Source organism: Pseudoalteromonas sp. ASV78 (assembly GCF_047806705.1).
GTDB classification, from domain to species: domain Bacteria; phylum Pseudomonadota; class Gammaproteobacteria; order Enterobacterales; family Alteromonadaceae; genus Pseudoalteromonas; species Pseudoalteromonas prydzensis_A.
This window is the reverse complement of the sequence record NZ_JBLOPA010000001.1, coordinates 1055260-1077107: the sequence shown is the minus strand read 5'-3', so window position 1 is coordinate 1077107 and position 21848 is coordinate 1055260. Positions and strand designations below refer to the sequence as shown.

Genomic DNA, 21848 nt, shown 5'->3' with positions numbered 1-21848 from the left:
TTTTTTGCGCCTTTGGTCGTACTGGGGTTTTCATGTTAAGCCTTGGCAACTATACTAGGTGCGCAATTTGGGATAGCTGTCTGTTTATAAAAATAGTCAGCTCTTTTAGTATAAAAAATTGGATAAAGCATCATGAATTTGCATGAGTATCAGGCAAAACAACTTTTTGCCGAATATGGTTTACCAGTTTCTCAAGGTTTCGCGTGCGATACACCTGAAGAAGCTGCAGCAGCTGCTGAGAAAATCGGCGGTGATATGTGGGTTGTTAAAACTCAGGTTCACGCAGGTGGACGTGGTAAAGCTGGCGGTGTAAAGCTAGTTAAAACTATCGACGAAGTTAAAGCGTTTGCAGCTAACTGGTTAGGTAAAAATCTAGTTACTTACCAAACAGACGAAAATGGTCAGCCAGTTGCTAAAATTTTAGTAGAAAGCTGTACTGATATTGCCAACGAATTGTACTTAGGTGCCGTTGTTGACCGTGCATCTCGCAAAGTTGTTTTCATGGCGTCTACTGAAGGCGGTGTTGAAATTGAAACTGTTGCTGAAGAAACACCAGAGCTTATCCACAAAGCTGAGATCGACCCATTAGTAGGTCCTCAAGCTTACCAAGCACGTGAACTAGGTTTCAAATTGGGTCTTAACCCAGTGCAAATGAAACAGTTCGTACAGATCTTCATGGGTCTTGGTAAAATGTTTACTGATTTCGATTTCGCATTACTTGAAATCAACCCGCTTGTTATCACAGACGAAGGTAACCTTCACTGTCTAGACGGCAAAATCGGTATCGATGGTAATGCACTTTACCGTCAACCTAAAATGCGTGATTTCCACGATCCATCTCAAGAAGATGCACGTGAAGCTCATGCAGCAAGCTTTGAACTTAACTACGTTGCATTAGACGGTAACGTTGGTTGTATGGTTAACGGTGCAGGCCTAGCAATGGGTACTATGGACATCGTAAACCTACATGGCGGCAAACCAGCTAACTTCCTAGATGTTGGCGGCGGCGCGACTAAAGAACGTGTATCTGAAGCATTCAAAATCATTCTTTCTGATGACAATGTTAAAGCTGTTTTAGTTAACATCTTTGGTGGTATCGTTCGTTGTGACATGATCGCCGAAGGCATCATTGGTGCAGTTAAAGAAGTTGGCGTAAACGTCCCTGTAGTTGTACGTTTAGAAGGTACTAACGCTGAACTAGGTCGTGAAGTTCTGAAGAACTCTGGTCTAGATATCATTGCTGCTGAATCACTAACAGACGCGGCTGAAAAAGTTGTTGCTGCTGCGGAGGGCAAATAATGTCTGTATTAATCAATAAAGATACAAAAGTTATCTGTCAAGGTTTCACCGGTGGCCAAGGTACTTTCCACTCAGAGCAAGCGCTTGAGTACGGTACACAGATGGTTGGCGGTGTAAGCCCAGGTAAAGGCGGTCAAACGCACCTTGGTCTGCCAGTATTTAACACAGTACGTGATGCTGTAGAAGCAACTGGCGCAACTGCATCAGTTATCTACGTACCAGCACCATTTTGTAAAGATGCCATCTTAGAAGCAATTGATGCGGGCATCGAGCTAATTGTGTGTATCACTGAAGGTATCCCTACACTTGATATGGTTGACGTTAAAGTTAAACTAGATCAAACAGGTACTCGTATGATCGGTCCTAACTGCCCAGGTGTTATCACTCCTGGTGAGACTAAGATTGGTATCATGCCTGGTCACATCCACAAGCCTGGTAAAGTAGGGATTGTTTCACGCTCTGGTACTTTAACGTACGAAGCGGTTAAGCAAACTACAGATGCTGGTTTCGGTCAGTCTACGTGTGTTGGTATTGGTGGCGACCCAATTCCTGGTACTAACTTTATCGACGTTTTAGAAATGTTCGAAAAAGATCCACAAACTGAAGCAATCGTAATGATTGGTGAAATCGGTGGTACTGCAGAAGAAGAAGCTGCAGAGTACATCAAAGCAAATGTTACTAAGCCTGTTGTTTCTTACATTGCTGGTGTTACTGCACCAGAAGGTAAGCGTATGGGTCACGCTGGCGCAATCATCGCCGGTGGTAAAGGTACTGCTGATGAGAAATTTGCTGCATTAGAAGCTGCGGGCGTAAAAACTGTACGTTCACTGGCTGATATCGGTAAAGCACTTAAAGAAAAAACTGGCTGGTAATAACTCGCTATTTTTTTGAAAAAAGGCTCACTTTGGTGGGCCTTTTTATTGCCATCTTATTAGAGGTAAGGTTTTATAAATAATTGCCATTATTTATAAAGTATTATGTCTTGATAGAATAAGTTTCAGAATCTCTAAAAATCAATCTCTTATTTTATTTATGTCTGCTGGCAATAATTAAAACGGTCGTTGTATGTACGATTTTTTATCATTCGCAGAGCTTACCGTAATGCGTTATTAAAGTTGTCAAAAACCTTTGCTTAAGGGGTTTATTATTAACAAGCTCAGGTTAGTTATAGGTAATGATTAATATGTTGAAAGAACCGTACTGTAAGATCTTGGCGTTCTTTATTAATCGCTAACGGCTCTACAAGCGTGCGGATCATATTTTCAACCTGGTTCATAAAACGTCCATGACCAACACCTTGCTCATCTTTCTCACTGGCAACAATAACAAAATGTAATGACTCCACCAGTTTTTCGTCATGCCAGTAATGACTGTATTGGGTAGTTTCTCCATCGGTGATGAAGCTCAACTTTTGTAATTCTTGGTTACCATCATTGTTATCTGTTTTGCTGTTGCGAATGATAGGCATAGTGCCATTGGCAACCATTGCTGCTAAATGTAGATTTTTGGCAGCACATTGCTGAATAAACGCGTCATAGAAATGTTGATAGAACTCACTATAGTTAGGACCATTTAATAGCTGGTGAAATTGTGTCTTCAGTGAACGAGTGATCGGGATTGAAAAAGTGGTATAGGTTATTTCATTATGCTCTGTGGGGAGCAAACAATGTCGGCTCTGATAGCGTTGATACAAGCCGCGCAGTTTGTAGCCGTAACTTTCTTTATTGCCTTTTGCTTTAGCAAACAAATCATAGGTTAAATGTTGATGGTCGCGTACTTTGATTTCAGTTTCATCAACCAATAGGGTGTCGTGTAAATGTGTCAGCACTTTTTTAACTCGGCTATGAAATATAGCGGCATTGGCGCGTAAATCATCTCCGGTGGCAAGAAAGAGTAAGCGAATTTTTTTACTGGGTTTGCTGCTGTCGTAAATGCATTTATGCGCTTCGTGGTAACGCGGGTTATAAAAAAACAGAATTTGTTTCTCTGTTTGCAAACAATACGACTCTTCATGAAAGCGAACAATCGGGAGCTTATCATTTGCTATCAGGTGTACATTATGCAGTTCGTATTCATCACATGACGCAAAGAGCTGCCGTGCTAAACGTTCATAACATTGCTGTATATTGCTAAACCGTGCGTATAAATCGGCACTGGGTACGAACTCCGCTAAGATATATTGGTTTGCGCGTGCAGTAGTTGGAATATAAACGCGATGCTGTGAAAGTGAAGCCATTATGTTCTCCTTAAAAGAATTACTTTAATGACGCCACTGTAGCTTGATTGAATGACTGTTTTATTGCGCTAGAACAATTTATCGTCGTTAATTGACTAAATAACAATCCTGAGGTGGAACTTAACCTTGTATTTTTCGCTAAGTACACAATATGTAATAAACCCGCATCTATTGCTGTATGTTAAGGTTTGTTTTTATAATATACCCAAACCACCTCAATATGCAGAATTCAGCGTTTCACAGGGGCTTAATATCAAGGCGTTACTTTGCAACAATGGTAGTCCCTTTTAAGAAGTAACAACGATGAGAGTAAGTGCCTGCGAAACGCCCAACGGGTTGGTTTAAAAGCGATTTATACTGCGTTATTGATTTTACCAATAGAACCACTATTACTTGCAATCAATGCCTTGCCTAAATCGCTTTTAATTCCAACTGAAACTCGCATCTTGGGGTGGTTTGGGTATAATGCAGTAGTTTTGTCACCATGCACTATTGTGAGGATTGTACTCCTATGGCGGAAATTGAGAATCGCCCAAGTAATTTTATTCGAACTCGAATTGATGAAGACTTAGCATCAGGTAAACACGCGTCTACGCATACCCGTTTTCCACCTGAGCCGAATGGTTTTTTACATATCGGACATGCTAAATCAATTTGTTTAAATTTTGGTATAGCGCAAGACTACAGTGGTCAATGTAATCTACGTTTTGATGATACTAACCCTGAAAAAGAAGATATTAACTACGTTAACTCAATTAAAGAAGATGTTAAGTGGTTAGGTTTTAACTGGGATGGTGAAATAAAGTATTCGTCAAATTATTTTGATACTTTGTATGAATATGCTGTAGAGCTTATTAATAAAGGCTTAGCCTATGTGTGCTTCTTATCAGCTGATCAAGCCCGTGAATACCGTGGCACATTAAAAGAGCCAGGTAAAAATAGCCCAACACGTGATACCAGCCCTTCAGAAAACTTAGCATTATTTGAAAAAATGCGTGCGGGTGAATTTAAAGAAGGCGAGTGTGTACTTCGCGCTAAAATAGATATGGCCAGCTCATTTATGGTGTTGCGCGATCCTATTATTTACCGTGTTCGATTTGCACACCATCACCAGACGGGTGATAAATGGTGTATCTACCCAATGTATGACTTCACGCACTGTATCTCAGATGCGCTTGAAGGAATTACCCATTCATTGTGTACCCTTGAATTTCAAGATAACCGTCGTTTATATGACTGGGTGTTAGATAACATCAGCCTTGAATGTCATCCACAACAAATTGAGTTTTCACGTTTAAACCTTGAATACACAATTATGTCTAAGCGTAAGTTGAATGACTTAGTGGTTAATGGGCATGTGGAAGGTTGGGATGATCCGCGTATGCCAACGATAGCGGGTTTACGTCGTCGTGGTTATACACCCGCATCAATTCGTGAGTTTTGTGCTCGTATTGGTGTAACCAAACAAGAAAACATGGTTGAAATGGGCATGCTTGAAGCGTGTATCCGTGAAGACTTAAACGAACATGCCCCCCGTGCTATGGCCGTACTTGATCCTGTTAAAGTGATCATTGAAAACTATGCTGCCCAGACCGTTGAAACATTATCGGTTGCAAATCATCCGAATGATGAAAGCATGGGCCGTCGTGATGTGCCGTTTACGCGTGAAATTTACATTGAACGTGAAGACTTCAAAGAAGAAGCTAATAATAAGTTTAAACGTTTAGTGCTTGATAAAGAAGTACGTCTACGTGGTGCGTATGTTATTAAAGCGGAGCGTGTTGAAAAAGACGAAAATGGTGAGATCACAACGATCTTCTGTAGTTATGATCCAGAAACGCTGGGTAAAAACCCAACGGATGGTCGAAAAGTGAAGGGCGTTATCCATTGGGTATCGGCCAGTGAGTCAATTACTGCTGAGGTTCGTTTATATGACCGTCTATTCAACGTACCAAACCCAGCGGCCGCAGAAGATTTTTCGTCAACGTTAAATCCAGATTCGTTGGTTGTACTAAGCAACGCGAAACTTGAACCAGCCCTTGCCAATGCAGCGCCTGCGCAAGGCTTTCAGTTTGAGCGCACTGGTTATTTCAGTCGTGATACTAAGTCAGAGAACATTGTATTCAACCAAACAGTTGGTTTACGTGATTCATGGACTAAAACACAACAATAGTCAGTTTATCCCTTAACTGTAAAAGTTAAGGGATAAAAGTAACAGACACAAAAAAACCTGCGATTTGCAGGTTTTTTTTACTTTTTAACTTATTATTGGCTATCAGCAAATGCTTTACATGCAGCAGTATCAGTACATTCACCATAAAGGTAAAGCGAATGGTTGGTTAATTTGATACCATTTTCTTCTGAAATTTCAACTTGACGACGTTCAATCATCTCATCTTCAAATTCAACTACTTTACCGCATTTTAAACAAACAAGGTGGTCATGGTGTGTGCTACCTGATAGTTCAAACACTGATTTACCGCCTTCAAAATGATGACGGCTAACAATACCTGCATCATCAAATTGGTTAAGTACGCGGTACACAGTAGCAAGGCCAATCTCTTCACCTAGGTCCAAAAGAATTTTGTAAACATCTTCAGCGCTGATGTGTTGGTTATCTGGAGATTGTAAAATCTCTAAAATTTTAATACGCGGCAAAGTTACTTTTAAGCCGGCTTTTTTTAATTCCAAGTTATGATCAGTCATTAAATCTGTCTCAATTATATTTGGTTATACTAGACACCTTACAAAGATGTACACGACACATTAGCAACAATAAGAATAACGCGCCTAGTCATTAAGTGCAAAGATCAATTGCTAGAATTACTTATAAAAAGTGAAATAGCAAAATGAACGTCACTATTTTATCCGATTACTAGCAATAAAGTGCATTTAATCAGCAAGTTCACTTAAACACATCTCTTCATAAACTTGTGCTGACCATGCTTTTACACGCTGTTCAGTAAGCTCTGGTTGACGGTCTTCATCAATGCCTAAACCAACAAAATGGCTGTCATCAGCCATGCCTTTTGAGGCTTCAAAGTCATACCCTTGCGTTGGCCAATGACCTACTACAATTGCACCGCGCTCGGTAACGATGTCATTGATCATGCCCATTGCATCAAGGAAGTATTCAGCATAGTCTTCTTGATCGCCACAGCCAAAGATAGCAACAAGCTTACCATCAAAATCAATTTCTTCTAATTCAGGGAAAAAGTCATCCCAATCACATTGCGCTTCACCATAATACCAAGTAGGGATACCAAATAAGATTAAATCAAATTCAGCGATCTGTTCTTTAGAGCTTTTAGCAATATCATGCACAGCCACAAGCTTTTTACCCAATTCTTTTTGGATCATTTTAGCCACGTGCTCTGTGTTACCTGTGTCACTACCGAAAAAAATACCTACACTTGCCATGAATTTAAAACCTTTTATCTATCAATAGCCAATCTTTCTTGTAAAATAGTTTCAATCAGCACACTACGGCTAATATTTTGTGCATCTGCCATATCGCTTAACGCTTGATATAACTGCGATGAAACTTTAAATTCAACACGCTTTAAACCACGTGCTTTATCTCTTTTTATTTGATTACGTTTGTTTACCTTTAACTGAACCTCCCTCGGCAGGGGATTCGTTTTTGGTCTGCCGGGGCGTTTTTCGTATTCAAATAAATCGAGCGTTGTTCTATCTGTTTCAGACTTAGCCATGGTTAACCCACACCCGCACCTTGCCAAAACACTTGGATAAGTCCTTTAGCGATAAAACCAGAACACCCTAAAAATAGCACAAGCCATACAATATAGCGGCCAAACTTAGGTACATTACCTTTTTTAAGTACGTCTTGAATAGCCATACCAATAAAAAAGAACACACCGGCTAAGCCAAAATACAACCCAAGGGTATCAAATTCGTTAATTAACTGACTGACCATCAACGTATAACCTTTAAATTAAACGGCGCGTACTATAGCATATAAAATCGCAATAATTTAGTGCGCTAAGTCAAAAATACATGATTAAATTTTGCTGTCTTAAGCCATTAAAAAGTCACGGATTGACTTATTAACGGCTTGTGGTTTCTGAGCATGTAACCAGTGACCAGCACCATGAATGATTTTTGCTTTTGCATTACTAAATTGCGCCATAATAGCATCACGGTATTCAGGCAATATATAGTCAGAATCGTTCCCTTTGATAAATAAAGTATCGCATAAACAAGAATCATTTGCTTTAATATTTGTTAGGATATTACGATATTTTTCACTCAAAGCCGCTAAGTTGAAGCGCCATTGCAATTGACCCTGTTCATTTTTAGCATAGCTTTTTAATAAAAACTGACGGACACCTAGCTCGGGGATCAGCGGTGCCATCAATTGATCAGCCTGTTTGCGGTCATTGACTGCATGCTGTTCAACGAGTTTTAAAGCAGCAATAATATCATCGTGGCGGCTTTTATAAGCCACCGGGGCAATATCTAAAACAACGAGTTTGTTAACTAATTCAGGGCTTAAATGCGCAATTTGCATAGCAACTTTGCCCCCCATTGAGTGGCCAACCAGATGCGCTTTTTTAATGTCTAAATGTGCCATTAAATGTAGTACATCATCTGCCATTACTGGGTAATCCATACTATCACTGTGTGGTGAACGGCCATGGTTACGTAGATCAATATTGGTTACGGTAAAATTTTCAGCTAACGCGTTAGCAATAACATTTAAATTCTCCAGTGAACCAAATAATCCATGGATCAAAATTACATCCGGCCCTTGGCCTAGTTGTTTGTAATTTAACAGCATCACAGTTTCCAAAAAAATCGCTAAAAAAGAGTGTCTAGTTTGCCTAGTGAAATAACAAATTGCAAAACATAGAGAATTAAATCAGGTTTGGGTATAATCAGCTAGGAAGAAAAAATGTGACCCGTAACGACAGGAATAACATGAAAAAAATTGACATAGACGACGAGTTATATCAATACATTGCAAGTAATACACAAAGTATAGGCGAAAGCGCTTCAACTATTTTACGTCGTTTGTTAAATATCCACGGCGAAAATGATTTAGTCGTGCCAGAAAAGCCAGCGCTTCCTGCGAACACAGATGAGGTTGCAGCAAGCGGTCAGTCATCTGAAGTGACTGCGGTGATAGAGAATAAAAAGCCAGCACCAGTCACACAATTGACACAACAGCATGCGAATGTTTTTAATATACTCAATAAAGAAGAGTTGGCGATGCAAAAAGGGGTGGTAGGGCGCTTTTTGTTTATCCTCTCAGCTTTACATAGAACCCATAAAACTGATTTTTCAGCAGTATTGGATGTGCAAGGGCGTGATCGTGTTTATTTTGCGACCAGTAAAGAAGCACTCGTCAACAGTGGCAGTAGTATGAATCCAAAAAATATCACCGACAGTGAATATTGGGTAATGACTAATTCAAATACCACCCGTAAGAAAATGATGTTGCATGAAGTGGCGCTTGGCTTAGGTTATAGCGCTGAACAAGCTGAAAAAATTCGAGACTACTTATAAAGGAAGTGTAATGGCGATTCATTCCGGTGCAGGAAAACCTGCAACACAATCAGATTTAGTAAATGTACCAAAATTAGTGTCGGCTTATTACTTAAATGAGCCCGATTTAGAACAAAATCCTGAACATTGTGTTGCCTTTGGTACCTCTGGACATCGAGGTTGTTCGTATGATGTGAAATTCAATGAATCACATATTCTCGCCATTACTCAAGCAATTTGTGACTACCGTAAACAAAATAATATTTTTGGCCCGCTTTTTTTAGGCAAAGATACTCATGCATTAAGTGAAGCTGCCTATAACTCAGCGATTGAAGTATTAGTGGCAAACGAAGTACAAGTGATCACCCAAGAAAATGATGACTTTACCCCGACCCCTGTTATTAGCCACGCGGTTGTGTGTCATAACAAATTGCACCCGCATGAACTAGCCGATGGTATTGTGGTTACTCCTTCACATAATCCACCAGAAGACGGCGGTTTCAAATATAACCCACCTAATGGTGGCCCAGCGGATACCGATGTAACGAAGTGGATAGAAGATAGAGCAAATCAGTTACTACTTGAAGATCTAGTTGAAGTTGAGTTATTTCCCTTTGCAAAAGCATCGCGCTCTGGTTTTATTAAATACCAAGATTTAATGACCCCGTATATTGAAGACTTGATTAATGTGGTTGATGTTGCTGCTATAAGTAAAGCAAATATTAAAATTGGCATTGATCCACTTGGCGGCTCAGGTATTAATTTTTGGCCAGTTATTGCAACCAAGTTTAATTTAGACTTAACGGTCGTAAATGATCACGTTGATCCGCGCTTTGCGTTTATGCCGCTTGATAAAGACGGTAAAATCCGCATGGATTGCTCATCTCCTTATGCAATGGCAAACCTCATTGCGCTTAAAGATGATTTTGATATTGGCATAGGTAACGACCCTGATTATGACCGCCATGGTATTGTTACACCCGATGGTTTAATGAACCCGAATCACTTTTTAGCCGTTGCGATTGATTACTTATTAAATCATCGTAATTGGTCTAAAGATGTACAGATTGGCAAAACGCTGGTATCAAGTGCGATGATCGACCGAGTGGTCGCCCGTAATAATCGTCAAGTGCAAGAAGTACCGGTTGGCTTTAAATGGTTTGTTGATGGTTTAAGCACCGGCGCACTTGCGTTTGGTGGTGAAGAAAGTGCAGGGGCATCATTCTTGCGTTTTGACGGAACGGTTTGGAATACCGATAAAGACGGCTTTATTATGGGCTTATTAGCCGCTGAAATTTTAGCTGTTACAGGTAAAACCCCATCAGCACTTTATAAAGAGCTCGAACAAGAATTTGGTGCGCCTTTGTACAAGCGTATTGATGCGCCAGCAAGCTCAGCACAAAAAGATCGGCTCAAGGCTCTTAGTGCCAAAGATGTCACTGCTGATACGTTAGCCGGCGAGCCAATTTTACAAAAGCTAACCCATGCACCTGGTAACAACGCAGCGATTGGTGGCTTAAAAGTGGTCACTGAAAATGGCTGGTTTGCAGCGCGTCCATCAGGGACTGAAGATATCTATAAAATTTACCTTGAATCTTTCAAAGGTGAAGAGCATTTAGCATTACTTGAAAAAGAAGCTAAAAAATTAGTTGATTCAGTGATCAGTTAATCATCAACTTGTTAAAGAAACGGCTGACTTGATCAGCCGTTTTTGTATTTACTCCACACAAAAAGGCGATTTAATGTCAGCCACAACAAACTATATCAATGATTTAAAACAAACGGGTGACTTTTTAACACTTAGTCGTGCTAATGAATGGCAGCTAACTCCTAGTGAGTTTATGTTAGCGAACGGCACACAAGTTAATGTCCATGATACTGGCGTTATAGAGTTTCAGCCGCAATCAGCGAGCACTAAAGATATCGTACTTTCCAGTGCCATTCATGGAAATGAGACCGCACCCATTGAAATTTGCGATCAATTAATTAAGCAGGTTCTGCTTGGTCAATTACAGTTGGCGCAACGCGTGCTATTTATTTTTGGCAACCCGCAGTCGATTAATATCGGCAAACGATTTGTCACAGAAAACCTTAACCGCTTGTTTAACGGCCACCATAGTGTAGACGGCATTGCAATGAACAATGAACGCCATCGCGCTAAAAAATTAGAAGACTATGTAAGTGACTTCTTTAGCCGTGGTGGGGTAGAGCGGGCACGTTGTCATTATGATCTCCACACCGCCATTCGTGGCTCTAAAAATGACAAATTTGCTGTCTATCCATTTTTACACGGTAAGCCGTGGAAAAAATCACAGCTGCAATTTTTATTAAGCTGTGGTGTAAATACAGTCTTGATGATGAAATCTGCGGCCACTACATTTAGTTATTATTCATCATTCGTCCATAATGCCGACTCCTTTACTGTGGAGCTGGGGCAAGTAAAGCCATTTGGTGAAAATGACATGAGTCGCTTTGCTAAAACTCGCGACACACTATCTGCATTAATTAGCCAAAAGAAAGTGTCATACAAGGAATTTAATGCAAATGATTTTGAATTGTTCGCGGTGCACCGCTCAATTAATCGCACAGCGCAAAATTTTTCGTTTCCTTTCGCTGATGATGCAGAGAACTTTACCGGTTTTAGTAAAGGTGAGTTACTGGCAACGGATGGCGACACTTGTTACTACGCAGATGTTGAGGGAGAAGCAATTATATTTCCCAATGCCGATGTTGCTTTAGGTCAGCGTGCCTTATTAACCGTAATTCCACTGCAATTAACGGATAATATTATTTAAATTAGCGTTAAAAAATCTCATGTAAGTTGTTAACTATATGATTATATTTGTTTTATATTCTTGTATAGTTAACTTTCCAGTGCCACTCTCGCCAATTCAGTTTGTTTCGTCTATGATTAGTTGAATAACACCTTACGTTAACGTAAAGTGTCAGCAGATTTAATTTAAATACAGTGTAATTTCTGCAAACTTTAACCAGCAGAATTCATCCAATAATAACAAGCGATTTGCACTGTTTTGACAACGAAAGAAGGTAGGTTATGAGTAATCCAAATAACGTATCGCTGAATATCAGTCACGATCTTGAATTTATTGACGGTCATGCCTTGAATATTCCGACCTTGAGTATTTTAAACGAGGATGGCGATATCCACGACGGTGCAACAGCCCCCGATATTGACGAAAGCACTGCGCTGCGGTTATACGAAACAATGCGATTTATTCGTGCGCTTGATGAGCGTATGCAAGCCGCCCAGCGTCAAGGTCGGGTCAGCTTTTATATGCAATGTTTGGGTGAAGAGGCGGCGGTAACAGCATCAGCGGCGGCACTTGATCAAGATGATATGATCATGGCGCAATACCGTGAGCAGGCAGCACTGCATTATCGTGGCTTCACCCTTGATCAGTTTATGAATCAAATGTTTTCAAATGAACTCGATCTAGGCAAAGGCCGCCAGATGCCTATCCATTATGGCAGCGCCGCGCTTAATTATATGACCATTTCTTCTCCGCTGGGTACGCAAATACCGCAAGCGACAGGGTATGCTTATGGTCAGAAAATTAAACATATTGATAGCCAAACAGGTGAGCTAAATTCAGCAATTGATAACATTACAATTTGTTACTTTGGCGAAGGTGCGGCATCGGAAGGTGACTTCCATGCTGGTTTAAATATGGCCGCGGTACATAAGTCACCGGTTATCTTCTTTGCCCGTAATAACGGCTATGCGATTTCAACGCCTGCGGATGAACAGTTTAAAGGGGACGGTATTGCCTCACGTGGTGTTGGCTACGGGATTAAAACAATTCGTGTTGATGGTGCAGATGCACTTGCTGTTTATGCAGCAACAAAAAAAGCCCGTGAAATAACCACAACAACCGGCGAACCTATTCTGATCGAATCGATAGCTTATCGCTTAGGCGCGCACTCTACCTCGGATGATCCAAGCGGCTATCGCTCTAAAGATGAAGAAGCGCATTACCAAGCATGCCCAATTGAGCGTTTCCGTAAATGGTTAGTGAAACAAAACTGGCTCAATGAAGAAGAAGACGTTAAAGCGAAAGAAACTATTCGAGAAGACATTCTTGCTGCATTAAAACGAGCGGAAGTGATTGCAAAACCAGCATTAGAAGAGCTGGTCTCAGATGTTTATGATACGCCAATTCCTTCATTGCAACTTCAATATGAGCAGTTAAAAACCCACATCAAGCAACACCCAGATGCTTACCCAATCACCGCAGGGAGAATTAAGTAATGGCTAAAATGAACATGTTACATGCAATTAATTCAGCCCTTGATATAACCATGGCCGAACACCCGCAAGCGTGTATTTTTGGCGAAGATGTTGGTTTTTTTGGTGGGGTATTCCGTGCAACATCAGGCTTACAAGAAAAATACGGTCAGCATCGGGTGTTTAACACGCCACTGACTGAGCAAGGTATAATGGGGTTTGCCAATGGTTTAGCTGCGTTTGGCGCACCGGCATTAGCTGAAATTCAATTTGCTGATTATATCTTTCCTGCGTTTGACCAAATAGTGAATGAATCAGCTAAGTTTCGTTATCGTAGTGGTAATGAGTTTAATGTTGGTAACCTGACCATTCGTACTCCATACGGTGGTGGTATTGCTGGCGGTTTATATCATTCACAATCACCTGAAGCCTATTTTGCGCATACGCCAGGACTTAAGATTGTTGTCCCGCGTAACCCGTACCAAGCAAAAGGCTTGTTACGTGCCGCGATAAAAGATGATAATCCGGTTATTTTCTTTGAGCCTAAACGCTTATATCGTGCCTCTACCGGTGAAGTACCTGAAGAAGATTACAGCATTGAACTGGGTAAAGCAGAAGTCGTTAGTGAAGGGACTGATGTGACACTACTCGCGTGGGGCGCGCAGATGGAAATCATCGAAGATGCTGCAAAACGTGCCAGTGAGCAAGGTATTAGCTGTGAAGTGATTGACCTACGCAGTATTTTGCCATGGGATATGGAAACCATTGCCCAGTCTGTAACGAAAACAGGACGCTTAATTGTCAGTCATGAAGCGCCAATTACCAACGGTTTTGGTGCTGAAATCGCGGCGACAATTCAGCAACAATGTTTCTTGCATTTAGAATCCCCTATTTTACGCGTCTGCGGCTTAGATACTCCGTATCCATTAGCACTTGAAAAAGAATATGTACCGGATGCATTAAAAGTACTTGCTGCAATTAAGCAATCGGTTGAATTTTAGGAGTTAGCATGGCAAAAGATTTTATTTTACCGGATATCGGTGAAGGCATTGTTGAATGCGAAGTGGTTGAATGGTTGGTAGCTGAAGGTGACAAGGTTACTGAAGATCAACCGATTTGTGATGTAATGACAGATAAAGCATTAGTGCAAATTCCCGCGGTACATGATGGTGTGATCAGCAAACTATATTACGCGAAAGGCGATATTGCATTAGTTCACGCACCGCTATTTGCAATGGACATTGCAGGTGAAGTGAGCGCAGAGCCAGAGCAACCAGTAGCATCTAGCGAGGCCGCGACTACCAGCAACAGCACCGAGCTACTTGAAGATTTTATCTTGCCAGACATCGGTGAAGGAATTGTCGAGTGTGAAATTGTGGAATGGCTAGTCAGTGAAGGCGATGTTATTGAAGAAGATCAAGCTGTTTGTGATGTAATGACAGATAAAGCCTTGGTGCAAATTCCTGCCAAATACACCGGCACTGTGGTCAAGCTTTACTATGCAAAAGGGGATGTTGCTCAGGTACACAGGCCACTTTTTCAAATGTCGATTGCAGGAACACACTCAGCTAAAGTTGATGTCAGTGATGCACTCGTTAAAGCGCAAACAAAAGCAGTTGAGCCTAAAGCTGCTGTTCGTGAGCAAGCGGTTTGTAGCACCACCAGCAATGCACAAGTGACAGCACAAGTTAATCAAAAAGCGGTTGCATCACCAGCGGTTCGACGCAAAGCACGCGAACTCGATGTTGATTTAACCGCAGTACCAGGCAGTGGTAAAAATGGCCGTATTTACAAAGAAGACATTGCACGGTTTGTAAAAGGTGAAGTGCCAAACAGTATTGATACCTCGCCATTGCAAGCTAACACTGCTGTTGCAAACGCTGCCAATAACACCACAAGTGGTACACGTGTTGAGCCAATTAAAGGCATTAAAGCTGCGATGGCTAAGCAAATGATTGCGTCTGTGAGTACAATTCCGCATTTTACATTTTGTGACGAAATTGATTTAACCACACTTATTGCACTGCGTACTGAATTGAAAGAGCAGTATCAGCAACAGGGCGTTAAATTAACCATGATGCCGTTCTTCATCAAGGCCTTATCGCTTGCGATGAAAGAGTTCCCAGTATTAAATTCAAAAGTAAATGATGAGTGTACTGAGCTTAGTTATTTTGCTGATCACAATATTGGTATGGCGGTTGATTCAAAAATTGGTTTATTAGTGCCTAATGTCAAACAATGCCAACTGAAAAGTATTGTTGATATTGCCAATGAAGTGACGCGACTAACGGATGCGGCAAGAGAAGGGCGCGTAACACCGGATGACTTAAAAGCCGGTACTATTAGTATTTCTAATATTGGCGCAATCGGTGGCACGATCGCAACACCGATCATCAATAAGCCAGAAGTGGCAATTGTTGCATTAGGTAAGTTACAGCATTTACCGCGTTTTGATGAGCAAGGTCAGGTTGTGAGTAAAGCTATTATGCAAGTTAGTTGGTCTGGTGATCATCGGGTGATTGATGGCGGCACGATTGCACGTTTTAATAACTTGTGGAAATCGTATTTAGAAAACCCAGCCAAAATGATGATGGCAATGAGTTAAGCCTAACTTTTAGCTATATTAAAACCAGCCTAGTGCTGGTTTTTTATATTCATAATTTAAACGCCATAAAAATACAAGCCATAGCCAACAAGTATTGCTGGCAGCGCTGAATAAATAGTCGCGACCAATGCAGCGCACGGCGCCATCGCTATTGCTGGGAAAAGCGCATCGCCATCATTTGATATTGCATTAGCAGCTAAGGCACTAAAAGGAATGATCCCTTGAATATAAAGTGTGGTGACAACTATTTGCGGGCCACAGCCAGGTAAAAAACCAATTAACACAGCAATTAAAGGTGCTAAATAGGCATAATCAGCAAACCAGGCTTTTAAATCCACGCCTGCAAAAGTGATTAATATTTCAAACAGCATAAATGACGCAACCACCCAAGCAGTGACAAAATGGGTATCCTGTAATACTTTATAAAGTTTTGAAGGCGGCGTAATTGTCTCTTCCTCAGAGGCAACGTCTTGGTAGCTTTGCCCTTTAGATGACAATGCCCACGTTGCGACAGCTATTAACGCCATACAAGCGCCAAACAGCGTAATGGAGTCTGCCAGCGCGGCATCTAAACTGCTGAAATCAATATTAAGGGCGATCAGTACAGCAATAATGATGCTGGGTATTAAAACCACTTGCCAAATCGACTTACTAATTATGAGTGCTTTACTTGGTTGGTTACAGCAGTCATCTGTGTCGTTATTCTTTGCTGGCCGAAGGTGATCAGCTTTATGCAGGGCATTAACTAAGCTGCCACTGATGATGCCAACGCTCAGGCCAATGATCATGATCAGTAGCCCTTCAAGGGGTTTGGTTGCTAACAATAAAAATGCCGCGTCACCCATAGTCGCAGTTAACACTGCAACAACAGAGCCAAAGCTGGCTTGTCCTTTGGTAAATTGTGTTACCACTATTATTGCGCCCCCACAGCCCGGTAGTGCACCGAGTAATGAGGCAAAGCTTACCTCCAATAGTGGTGATTTTTGACTTAAATAGCCCATTTCCAATTGTGGCAGGCGATCGATGGCGTAGTAATAAATAAACAAAGTAGCCGCTACAAACACACTAACTTGAAAAAACGCATCGCTCATTGCTGCTAATGTGAGTGATCTCATTGGTGTATAAGCTAAACACAGCAGTAACAGCAGTGGCAGTAACAGCCGCTTATTACTGATAATAAAATGCGTGGAAGTTGGAAAACTTATTTTGGCTAGTGAGAGAGGGAACATAAGTGCAACCTAAAAATTATCTAAGTTGCACTTTAAAATTAAATTAAATGAAAATCAATATCATTTGCATTATTTTCGTTGGAATTCAGAATTTTTATTCCAGGTTGGCCACTGAGCTTGCTCTGAAATATCAAAACCTACTTGGTAAAATAATTGCAAGTCTTGCACTGCGCCGGATAAATCCCACTCATCGCGGTATCTATCACATGGCTGGTGGTAACAGCCGCGTAGCACTAAGCTCATGCGTTTACGGTAATTAGCCGTTTCTTCATCTAATGCTTCACTGCCGCCGCCAGCATACATAGCTGGAATGCCCATGTTGGCAAACGCAAAGTGATCAGAGCGGTAGTAACCCCCTGATGATGGCTTAGGATCGCCAGATACTGTGCGCCCTTGTGCTTTTGCTGCCACAGCTAATAGCGAGTCCATTTCAGATTTACCAAGCCCCACCACGCTGATATCTTTTACTTTGCCTAATAAATTTAGGCTGTCCATATTGATATTAGCAACTGTTTTATTTGCTGGGATCACCGGGTTAGCAGCATAATATTTAGAACCTAATAACCCTTGCTCTTCAGCTGTAACAGCTAAAAAGGTCATCGAGCGGCTAGGGTGTTTCGGTAAGCTTGCAAAGGCCTCTGCTACTTCGATTAGTCCCGCTGTGCCTGTCGCGTTATCATGTGCACCATTGTATATCTGGTCACCTTTACGGTTCTTATCCGTGCCTAAATGATCCCAGTGAGCCGAGTAAATAATATGTTCATCGGCTTTCTCGCTACCAGGTAAAGTGGCGATGAAATTATACGAAATAGACTTTTTAATGGTGTTTTTAACCGCAACTGACGCCGTTAAATCACCCATATCAACATGGTAAGCACCTTTAGCTGCATTGGCTTTTGCAGTCTCAAAATCTAAACCTGCTTTAGTGAAAAGTTCTTTGGCAACGTCTGCGGTTACCCAACCTTCAACTGTAACCCTGTCCATGTTGTTGTTTTCTTTTTGAAAACCGAACTGCTCACCGCTCCATGAGTTTTCTACAACAGACCAAGGGTATGATGCTGGGGCTGTCTCATGAATAATAATGGCACCTGCTGCACCTTGACGGCTAGCTTCTTCGTATTTGTAGGTCCAGCGACCGTAGTAGGTCATTGCATCGCCAGTAAATAGCGCAGGATCTTTAGTCGCAAAACCAGGATCGTTAACCAGCATAACGACCGTTTTGCCTGTGACATCTAAACCGGCATAATCATTCCAGTTGTATTCAGGTGCATTAACACCATAACCAACAAACACTAATTCAGAATCTTTAATGCTTTGTTGTTCACTAATACGGCTGCTGCCCATTACCATGTCTTTTTTATATTGGTAAGCTTTACCACCAATATTAAGTACCATATCTGGATCCGCTTCTAGCGAAACTAACGGAACTTCTTGTAAAAAGCTATCGCCGTTGCCGGGTTGAAAACCCAGCTTTTTAAATTCAGTTGTCAGGTATGCCAGCGTCAGCTCTTCACCTTTAGAAGAAGGAGCACGGCCACCAAATTCATCCGAGGCAAGTACTTTTACATGCTCAGCGAGTTGTTCGGCATTGATTGAATTATAACCTTTGCTAACATCATCAGAGGTAAGACTTGTTGTTGCACATCCTGCAAGTACCGCAGTTGCAAGGAGTGTCAGAGAAAAATAACGTTTCATAGTCGCTCTTTTTTTGTTTTAAGTGGGCTGAGTATAAGAACTTCTATTAAATAGAACCAGTTTTTGCGGTAAACTCCCCCTAAAATTTCTGTAAAGCTAAAGATACTAATGAAGCGTTTTACTCCTCATGAACAATGGCATAGCGCCAGCTTAGAAAATGGCGCATTTGACCACTTAAATAGATTATTTTCTTTGAATAGTTTAACTGACTGGCCAGCGTGTGCATGGTTTTCATCTTTCCTTGACGCTAAAAACGCTAATCAGCAAGCAATTAGCTTTGTTGACGATGCCAGCTTTAGTGAGGAAGAGCGCTACTATGAGCAAATCATTTTTGATACCGGTAAAGTGCCTACCCGCCAGCAAAATTGGCATGACCTATTTGGTGGGCTGATCTGGTGTTTATTTCCTAAAACCAAAGCATTGATCAACCAACGGCATGTTGAAGAGATCACCCTGCATGGCACCAAGCAACGCTCTAAACACCGTAATGCACTCACCTTATTTGATGAGTGTGGGGTGGTGCTTGCGGTGTGTGATGATGTTTGGCCGCAGCTACTTAAAAATCACCAATGGCAAGAAGCATTTATTACACAAAGGGCATTGTGGGGTAAAACCATTGCGCCGTTTATGTTTGGCCATGCCAATTACGAAATGCTGACAAAACCGTATATTGGTTTAACGGGTAAAGCATTATTTGTAAAAGTACCGAGTGACATATTTTGTAAAGATTTAACCCAGCAGTATCAGTATATTGATCAAACCCTTTATGAGATGATTAGCGTTGATAACTGTTTAAGGGACAACAGCCAGCTGTCACCGTTACCGCTGTTAGGCGTACCGGGCTGGTATGATAATAATAACCCCGAATTCTATAGTAATACGGATTACTTTAGACCGAAACGAAGGACACGAAAATGATAGTAGTAGCAGGGCTTAAAAAGAAATTTAAGCTGACCAAAGATCATAAAAAAAATAACCTTGATAAAATCGATCCCCGCGAAGATAAAGATTACTTTCATTCAGTTACAGATGTCAGCTTTCATTGCGCGCAAGGTGAAGTGCTAGGCTTACTCGGGCCAAACGGAGCAGGTAAAACCACCACCTTAAGAATGATCTCAACAGCCTTAAAACCGGATGCGGGCAGCATTCACATTGCTGGTGAAGACATTATTAAAAACCCACTATTTGGTCGTAAATCCATTGGTTTTTTATCGGGTAGTACCGGGTTATATGGTCGTTTAACGGTTAAAGAGAACATTGAATACTTTGCTAAACTGCACGGTATGAGCAAGGCGGCTATTAAGTCTCGCTGCGATGAGTTATTTGACTTACTCGATATGCATAGCTTTATTGATAAACGTGCAGAAAACCTCTCAACTGGAATGAAGCAAAAAGCCAATATTGCCCGAGCCGTTGTCCACCATCCTGCTGTGGTTGTACTTGATGAACCAACCACGGGGCTAGATATCATGACCACCCAAACGGTGATCAACTTTATCAAAGGATTAAAAGCACAAGGTACCCCAGTAATATTTTCAACCCATCATTTAGATGAAGTAGCATTACTGTGTGACCGTGTTGCGGTGATAAACGAAGGGAGCAGTTGTTTTGATGGCAGTCTTGAGGAATTTAAAAAAGTAGGCAAGAGCGACGAATTAAATCAAGCATTTATGAACATTCTAACGGAGAAAAATGATGTTTGAAGTATTTAAAAAGGAAATAAAAGAGCTGTTACGCGATAAGAAAACCTTGATTTTTATCGTCGCATTGCCAGTTGCTATCTTTCCACTGTTATTCGCCGTTATGGCGTTTATAAGCTCTCAAGCAGCACTTGAAGCAGAACAAAAAGTAAATACCTATGCCATTATTAATGGCCAGTATGCGCAGTCGTTTACTGATAAAGTGTTTTACCATAAAAGTTTTGAACTCTATAAAGGCGAGCAGACTTTTACCACCGTTGCAGAGCTCACCGAGGCAGTAAGAGCTGGTACTATAGATATGGGGATTTATTTACCCTCGGATGCCAAACAAACCCTAGACGAAGCAAAGCAAAGCCAGTGGCAAGTGGTTTACAACGATGCCAAAGCAATTAACTTTTTGTTTGACCGAGTAAAAGAATTGGCCGAAGAATTTGGTGATGATCTGCGTATTGAGAAACTACTTAGCTACGGTATTAGTGAGCAACAGCAGCAGGCAATCATTGCACCAATAAAGGTTGTTAAAGTTGATACTGCTGATAAACGAGAGAATTTAGGCGAGAAAATAGGGGGTTTTATTCCTTATCTGCTTATTCCCTTGGTGTTAATGGGCGCAACCTATCCGGCAATCGATTTAGGTGCTGGTGAAAAAGAGCGCGGCACTTTAGAAACGCTATTACTCACACCGATCACCCGTACACAACTGGTATTAGGTAAGTTTATTACCTTACTTGCAGCATCAATCGCGACCACCACAATCACAGTACTGAGTATGGGGATTTGGATCAGTATAGCGATCACTTTTGTTGACTTAGCTGTTGTTAAAACTGCGTTTAGCTCGTTACGAGTGTTAGATCTTGCGTTAATCTTTATTATCTTACTTCCCGTTGCTGCAATATTCTCATCACTTGCTTTAGCCATTTCTATTTATGCACGTACCTTTAAAGAAGCACAAAACTACATGACCCCGTTGAGCATGGGGGTTATCTTTCCCATTATCGTTGCACTATTGCCTAACGTAGAGCTGAATGCCAAAACAGCGTTTATTCCCGTTACTAATGTGGCACTTGCAATAAAAGAAATTATTAAAGGCACCATTGATTACACCTTGCTAGGTTTGATCTTCTTAGCCACAGTGATTGTTGCCGGTGCATTACTGGCATTTTGTGTTAAATGGTTTAATAAAGAAGCAGTACTGTTTAGGTAAGCAGGCTAAAATAGCAGACTCAAAACTAATTAATTTAAAATGGCGGCATATCCGCCATTTTTATTTTAACAAGCGTGAGAAATATCGTTGTAAGTTACCTATACAGTGATTCAGATGTGGCGGCAA

Annotated in this window: 20 protein-coding genes; 12 read left to right on the top strand and 8 right to left on the bottom strand. The window is 41.2% G+C overall.

The annotated features are described in order from the left end of the window. Positions 1 to 132 precede the first annotated feature (132 nt). Positions 133 to 1299 carry an ADP-forming succinate--CoA ligase subunit beta gene (gene sucC, locus ACMVDV_RS04925; RefSeq protein WP_145233868.1) on the top strand — a complete coding sequence of 389 codons (1167 nt, stop codon included), beginning with the start codon at positions 133 to 135 and terminating at the stop codon, positions 1297 to 1299. Next, on the top strand, positions 1299 to 2171 hold the full coding sequence (gene sucD, locus ACMVDV_RS04920; RefSeq protein WP_145233870.1) for a succinate--CoA ligase subunit alpha: 873 nt from the start codon (positions 1299 to 1301) through the stop codon (positions 2169 to 2171). Before sucC ends, sucD begins: the two co-directional genes overlap by 1 nt. A 293-nt stretch (positions 2172 to 2464) precedes the next feature. Here the strand turns inward: sucD and ACMVDV_RS04915 are convergent, their stop codons facing one another. Beyond that, positions 2465 to 3535 (bottom strand): DUF3083 family protein, encoded by a 1071-nt coding sequence (locus tag ACMVDV_RS04915; RefSeq protein WP_416157391.1) that lies wholly within the window; start codon positions 3533 to 3535, stop codon positions 2465 to 2467. Positions 3536 to 4046: 511 nt separating this feature from the next. Between ACMVDV_RS04915 and glnS the strand changes: the two genes are divergently transcribed. Beyond that, complete coding sequence (glnS, locus tag ACMVDV_RS04910; protein WP_416157390.1) at positions 4047 to 5708, top strand: glutamine--tRNA ligase; 1662 nt, start codon at positions 4047 to 4049, stop codon at positions 5706 to 5708. A 92-nt stretch (positions 5709 to 5800) separates the two neighbouring features. Here the strand turns inward: glnS and fur are convergent, their stop codons facing one another. The 5 genes from fur to ACMVDV_RS04885 form a co-directional block, all read right to left on the bottom strand. Continuing rightward, positions 5801 to 6241, bottom strand: a complete 441-nt coding sequence (fur, locus tag ACMVDV_RS04905; RefSeq protein ID WP_192540984.1) for a ferric iron uptake transcriptional regulator — start codon at positions 6239 to 6241, stop codon at positions 5801 to 5803. 186 nt (positions 6242 to 6427) lie between these two features. Next, positions 6428 to 6955 carry a flavodoxin FldA gene (gene fldA, locus ACMVDV_RS04900; protein ID WP_304181952.1) on the bottom strand — a complete coding sequence of 176 codons (528 nt, stop codon included), beginning with the start codon at positions 6953 to 6955 and terminating at the stop codon, positions 6428 to 6430. A 14-nt stretch (positions 6956 to 6969) separates the two neighbouring features. Further along, a complete protein-coding gene (gene ybfE, locus ACMVDV_RS04895) occupies positions 6970 to 7248 on the bottom strand; it encodes a LexA regulated protein (protein ID WP_304181954.1) in 279 nt (92 codons plus the stop codon). A 2-nt stretch (positions 7249 to 7250) separates the two neighbouring features. Further along, positions 7251 to 7472: a DUF2788 domain-containing protein gene (locus ACMVDV_RS04890; RefSeq protein ID WP_016709655.1), complete on the bottom strand. Its 222-nt coding sequence runs from the start codon at positions 7470 to 7472 to the stop codon at positions 7251 to 7253. 99 nt (positions 7473 to 7571) lie between these two features. After that, complete coding sequence (locus ACMVDV_RS04885) at positions 7572 to 8336, bottom strand: alpha/beta fold hydrolase (RefSeq protein ID WP_304181957.1); 765 nt, start codon at positions 8334 to 8336, stop codon at positions 7572 to 7574. Positions 8337 to 8476: 140 nt separating this feature from the next. On the opposite strand from ACMVDV_RS04885, the gene seqA reads away from it, so the two are divergent. From seqA to ACMVDV_RS04855, 6 genes are all read left to right on the top strand, one after another. Continuing rightward, positions 8477 to 9064, top strand: a complete 588-nt coding sequence (gene seqA, locus ACMVDV_RS04880) for a replication initiation negative regulator SeqA (protein ID WP_416157389.1) — start codon at positions 8477 to 8479, stop codon at positions 9062 to 9064. Positions 9065 to 9074: 10 nt separating this feature from the next. After that, a complete protein-coding gene (gene pgm, locus ACMVDV_RS04875; protein WP_416157388.1) occupies positions 9075 to 10712 on the top strand; it encodes a phosphoglucomutase (alpha-D-glucose-1,6-bisphosphate-dependent) in 1638 nt (545 codons plus the stop codon). A 73-nt stretch (positions 10713 to 10785) separates the two neighbouring features. Next, positions 10786 to 11838, top strand: coding sequence for a succinylglutamate desuccinylase (gene astE / locus ACMVDV_RS04870; protein WP_416157387.1), 1053 nt, complete (start codon positions 10786 to 10788; stop codon positions 11836 to 11838). A 260-nt stretch (positions 11839 to 12098) separates the two neighbouring features. Further along, a complete protein-coding gene (locus tag ACMVDV_RS04865; RefSeq protein WP_416157386.1) occupies positions 12099 to 13313 on the top strand; it encodes a thiamine pyrophosphate-dependent dehydrogenase E1 component subunit alpha in 1215 nt (404 codons plus the stop codon). Continuing rightward, complete coding sequence (locus ACMVDV_RS04860) at positions 13313 to 14290, top strand: alpha-ketoacid dehydrogenase subunit beta (protein WP_304181968.1); 978 nt, start codon at positions 13313 to 13315, stop codon at positions 14288 to 14290. Before ACMVDV_RS04865 ends, ACMVDV_RS04860 begins: the two co-directional genes overlap by 1 nt. 8 nt (positions 14291 to 14298) lie before the next feature. Then, positions 14299 to 15894 (top strand): dihydrolipoyllysine-residue acetyltransferase, encoded by a 1596-nt coding sequence (locus ACMVDV_RS04855; RefSeq protein ID WP_416157385.1) that lies wholly within the window; start codon positions 14299 to 14301, stop codon positions 15892 to 15894. 56 nt (positions 15895 to 15950) lie between these two features. Here ACMVDV_RS04855 and ACMVDV_RS04850 read toward each other — a convergent pair whose 3' ends face one another. Both ACMVDV_RS04850 and ACMVDV_RS04845 read right to left on the bottom strand, forming a co-directional pair. Further along, positions 15951 to 17123, bottom strand: coding sequence for a putative manganese transporter (locus ACMVDV_RS04850; protein WP_416157384.1), 1173 nt, complete (start codon positions 17121 to 17123; stop codon positions 15951 to 15953). Between the two features lie 69 nt (positions 17124 to 17192). After that, positions 17193 to 18818 carry a M28 family metallopeptidase gene (locus tag ACMVDV_RS04845; protein WP_416157383.1) on the bottom strand — a complete coding sequence of 542 codons (1626 nt, stop codon included), beginning with the start codon at positions 18816 to 18818 and terminating at the stop codon, positions 17193 to 17195. Between the two features lie 108 nt (positions 18819 to 18926). On the opposite strand from ACMVDV_RS04845, the gene ACMVDV_RS04840 reads away from it, so the two are divergent. From ACMVDV_RS04840 to ACMVDV_RS04830, 3 genes are read left to right on the top strand one after another with little or no spacing between them, the layout of a single operon-like run. After that, entirely contained in the window at positions 18927 to 19736 is an 810-nt protein-coding gene (locus ACMVDV_RS04840; protein WP_416157382.1) for a DUF3025 domain-containing protein, read from the top strand. Then, positions 19733 to 20521, top strand: coding sequence for an ATP-binding cassette domain-containing protein (locus tag ACMVDV_RS04835; RefSeq protein ID WP_416157381.1), 789 nt, complete (start codon positions 19733 to 19735; stop codon positions 20519 to 20521). The genes ACMVDV_RS04840 and ACMVDV_RS04835 overlap by 4 nt, the downstream gene beginning before the upstream one ends. Beyond that, positions 20514 to 21722, top strand: coding sequence for an ABC transporter permease subunit (locus tag ACMVDV_RS04830; RefSeq protein WP_416159052.1), 1209 nt, complete (start codon positions 20514 to 20516; stop codon positions 21720 to 21722). The genes ACMVDV_RS04835 and ACMVDV_RS04830 overlap by 8 nt, the downstream gene beginning before the upstream one ends. Positions 21723 to 21848: the final 126 nt, after the last annotated feature.

Coding starts and splice junctions, on each gene's coding strand:
- sucC (WP_145233868.1), top strand. CDS start 133: ATGAATTTGCATGAGTATCAGGCAAAACAACTTTTTGCCGAATATGGT.
- sucD (WP_145233870.1), top strand. CDS start 1,299: ATGTCTGTATTAATCAATAAAGATACAAAAGTTATCTGTCAAGGTTTC.
- ACMVDV_RS04915 (WP_416157391.1), bottom strand. CDS start 3,535: ATGGCTTCACTTTCACAGCATCGCGTTTATATTCCAACTACTGCACGC.
- glnS (WP_416157390.1), top strand. CDS start 4,047: ATGGCGGAAATTGAGAATCGCCCAAGTAATTTTATTCGAACTCGAATT.
- fur (WP_192540984.1), bottom strand. CDS start 6,241: ATGACTGATCATAACTTGGAATTAAAAAAAGCCGGCTTAAAAGTAACT.
- fldA (WP_304181952.1), bottom strand. CDS start 6,955: ATGGCAAGTGTAGGTATTTTTTTCGGTAGTGACACAGGTAACACAGAG.
- ybfE (WP_304181954.1), bottom strand. CDS start 7,248: ATGGCTAAGTCTGAAACAGATAGAACAACGCTCGATTTATTTGAATAC.
- ACMVDV_RS04890 (WP_016709655.1), bottom strand. CDS start 7,472: ATGGTCAGTCAGTTAATTAACGAATTTGATACCCTTGGGTTGTATTTT.
- ACMVDV_RS04885 (WP_304181957.1), bottom strand. CDS start 8,336: ATGCTGTTAAATTACAAACAACTAGGCCAAGGGCCGGATGTAATTTTG.
- seqA (WP_416157389.1), top strand. CDS start 8,477: ATGAAAAAAATTGACATAGACGACGAGTTATATCAATACATTGCAAGT.
- pgm (WP_416157388.1), top strand. CDS start 9,075: ATGGCGATTCATTCCGGTGCAGGAAAACCTGCAACACAATCAGATTTA.
- astE (WP_416157387.1), top strand. CDS start 10,786: ATGTCAGCCACAACAAACTATATCAATGATTTAAAACAAACGGGTGAC.
- ACMVDV_RS04865 (WP_416157386.1), top strand. CDS start 12,099: ATGAGTAATCCAAATAACGTATCGCTGAATATCAGTCACGATCTTGAA.
- ACMVDV_RS04860 (WP_304181968.1), top strand. CDS start 13,313: ATGGCTAAAATGAACATGTTACATGCAATTAATTCAGCCCTTGATATA.
- ACMVDV_RS04855 (WP_416157385.1), top strand. CDS start 14,299: ATGGCAAAAGATTTTATTTTACCGGATATCGGTGAAGGCATTGTTGAA.
- ACMVDV_RS04850 (WP_416157384.1), bottom strand. CDS start 17,123: ATGTTCCCTCTCTCACTAGCCAAAATAAGTTTTCCAACTTCCACGCAT.
- ACMVDV_RS04845 (WP_416157383.1), bottom strand. CDS start 18,818: ATGAAACGTTATTTTTCTCTGACACTCCTTGCAACTGCGGTACTTGCA.
- ACMVDV_RS04840 (WP_416157382.1), top strand. CDS start 18,927: ATGAAGCGTTTTACTCCTCATGAACAATGGCATAGCGCCAGCTTAGAA.
- ACMVDV_RS04835 (WP_416157381.1), top strand. CDS start 19,733: ATGATAGTAGTAGCAGGGCTTAAAAAGAAATTTAAGCTGACCAAAGAT.
- ACMVDV_RS04830 (WP_416159052.1), top strand. CDS start 20,514: ATGTTTGAAGTATTTAAAAAGGAAATAAAAGAGCTGTTACGCGATAAG.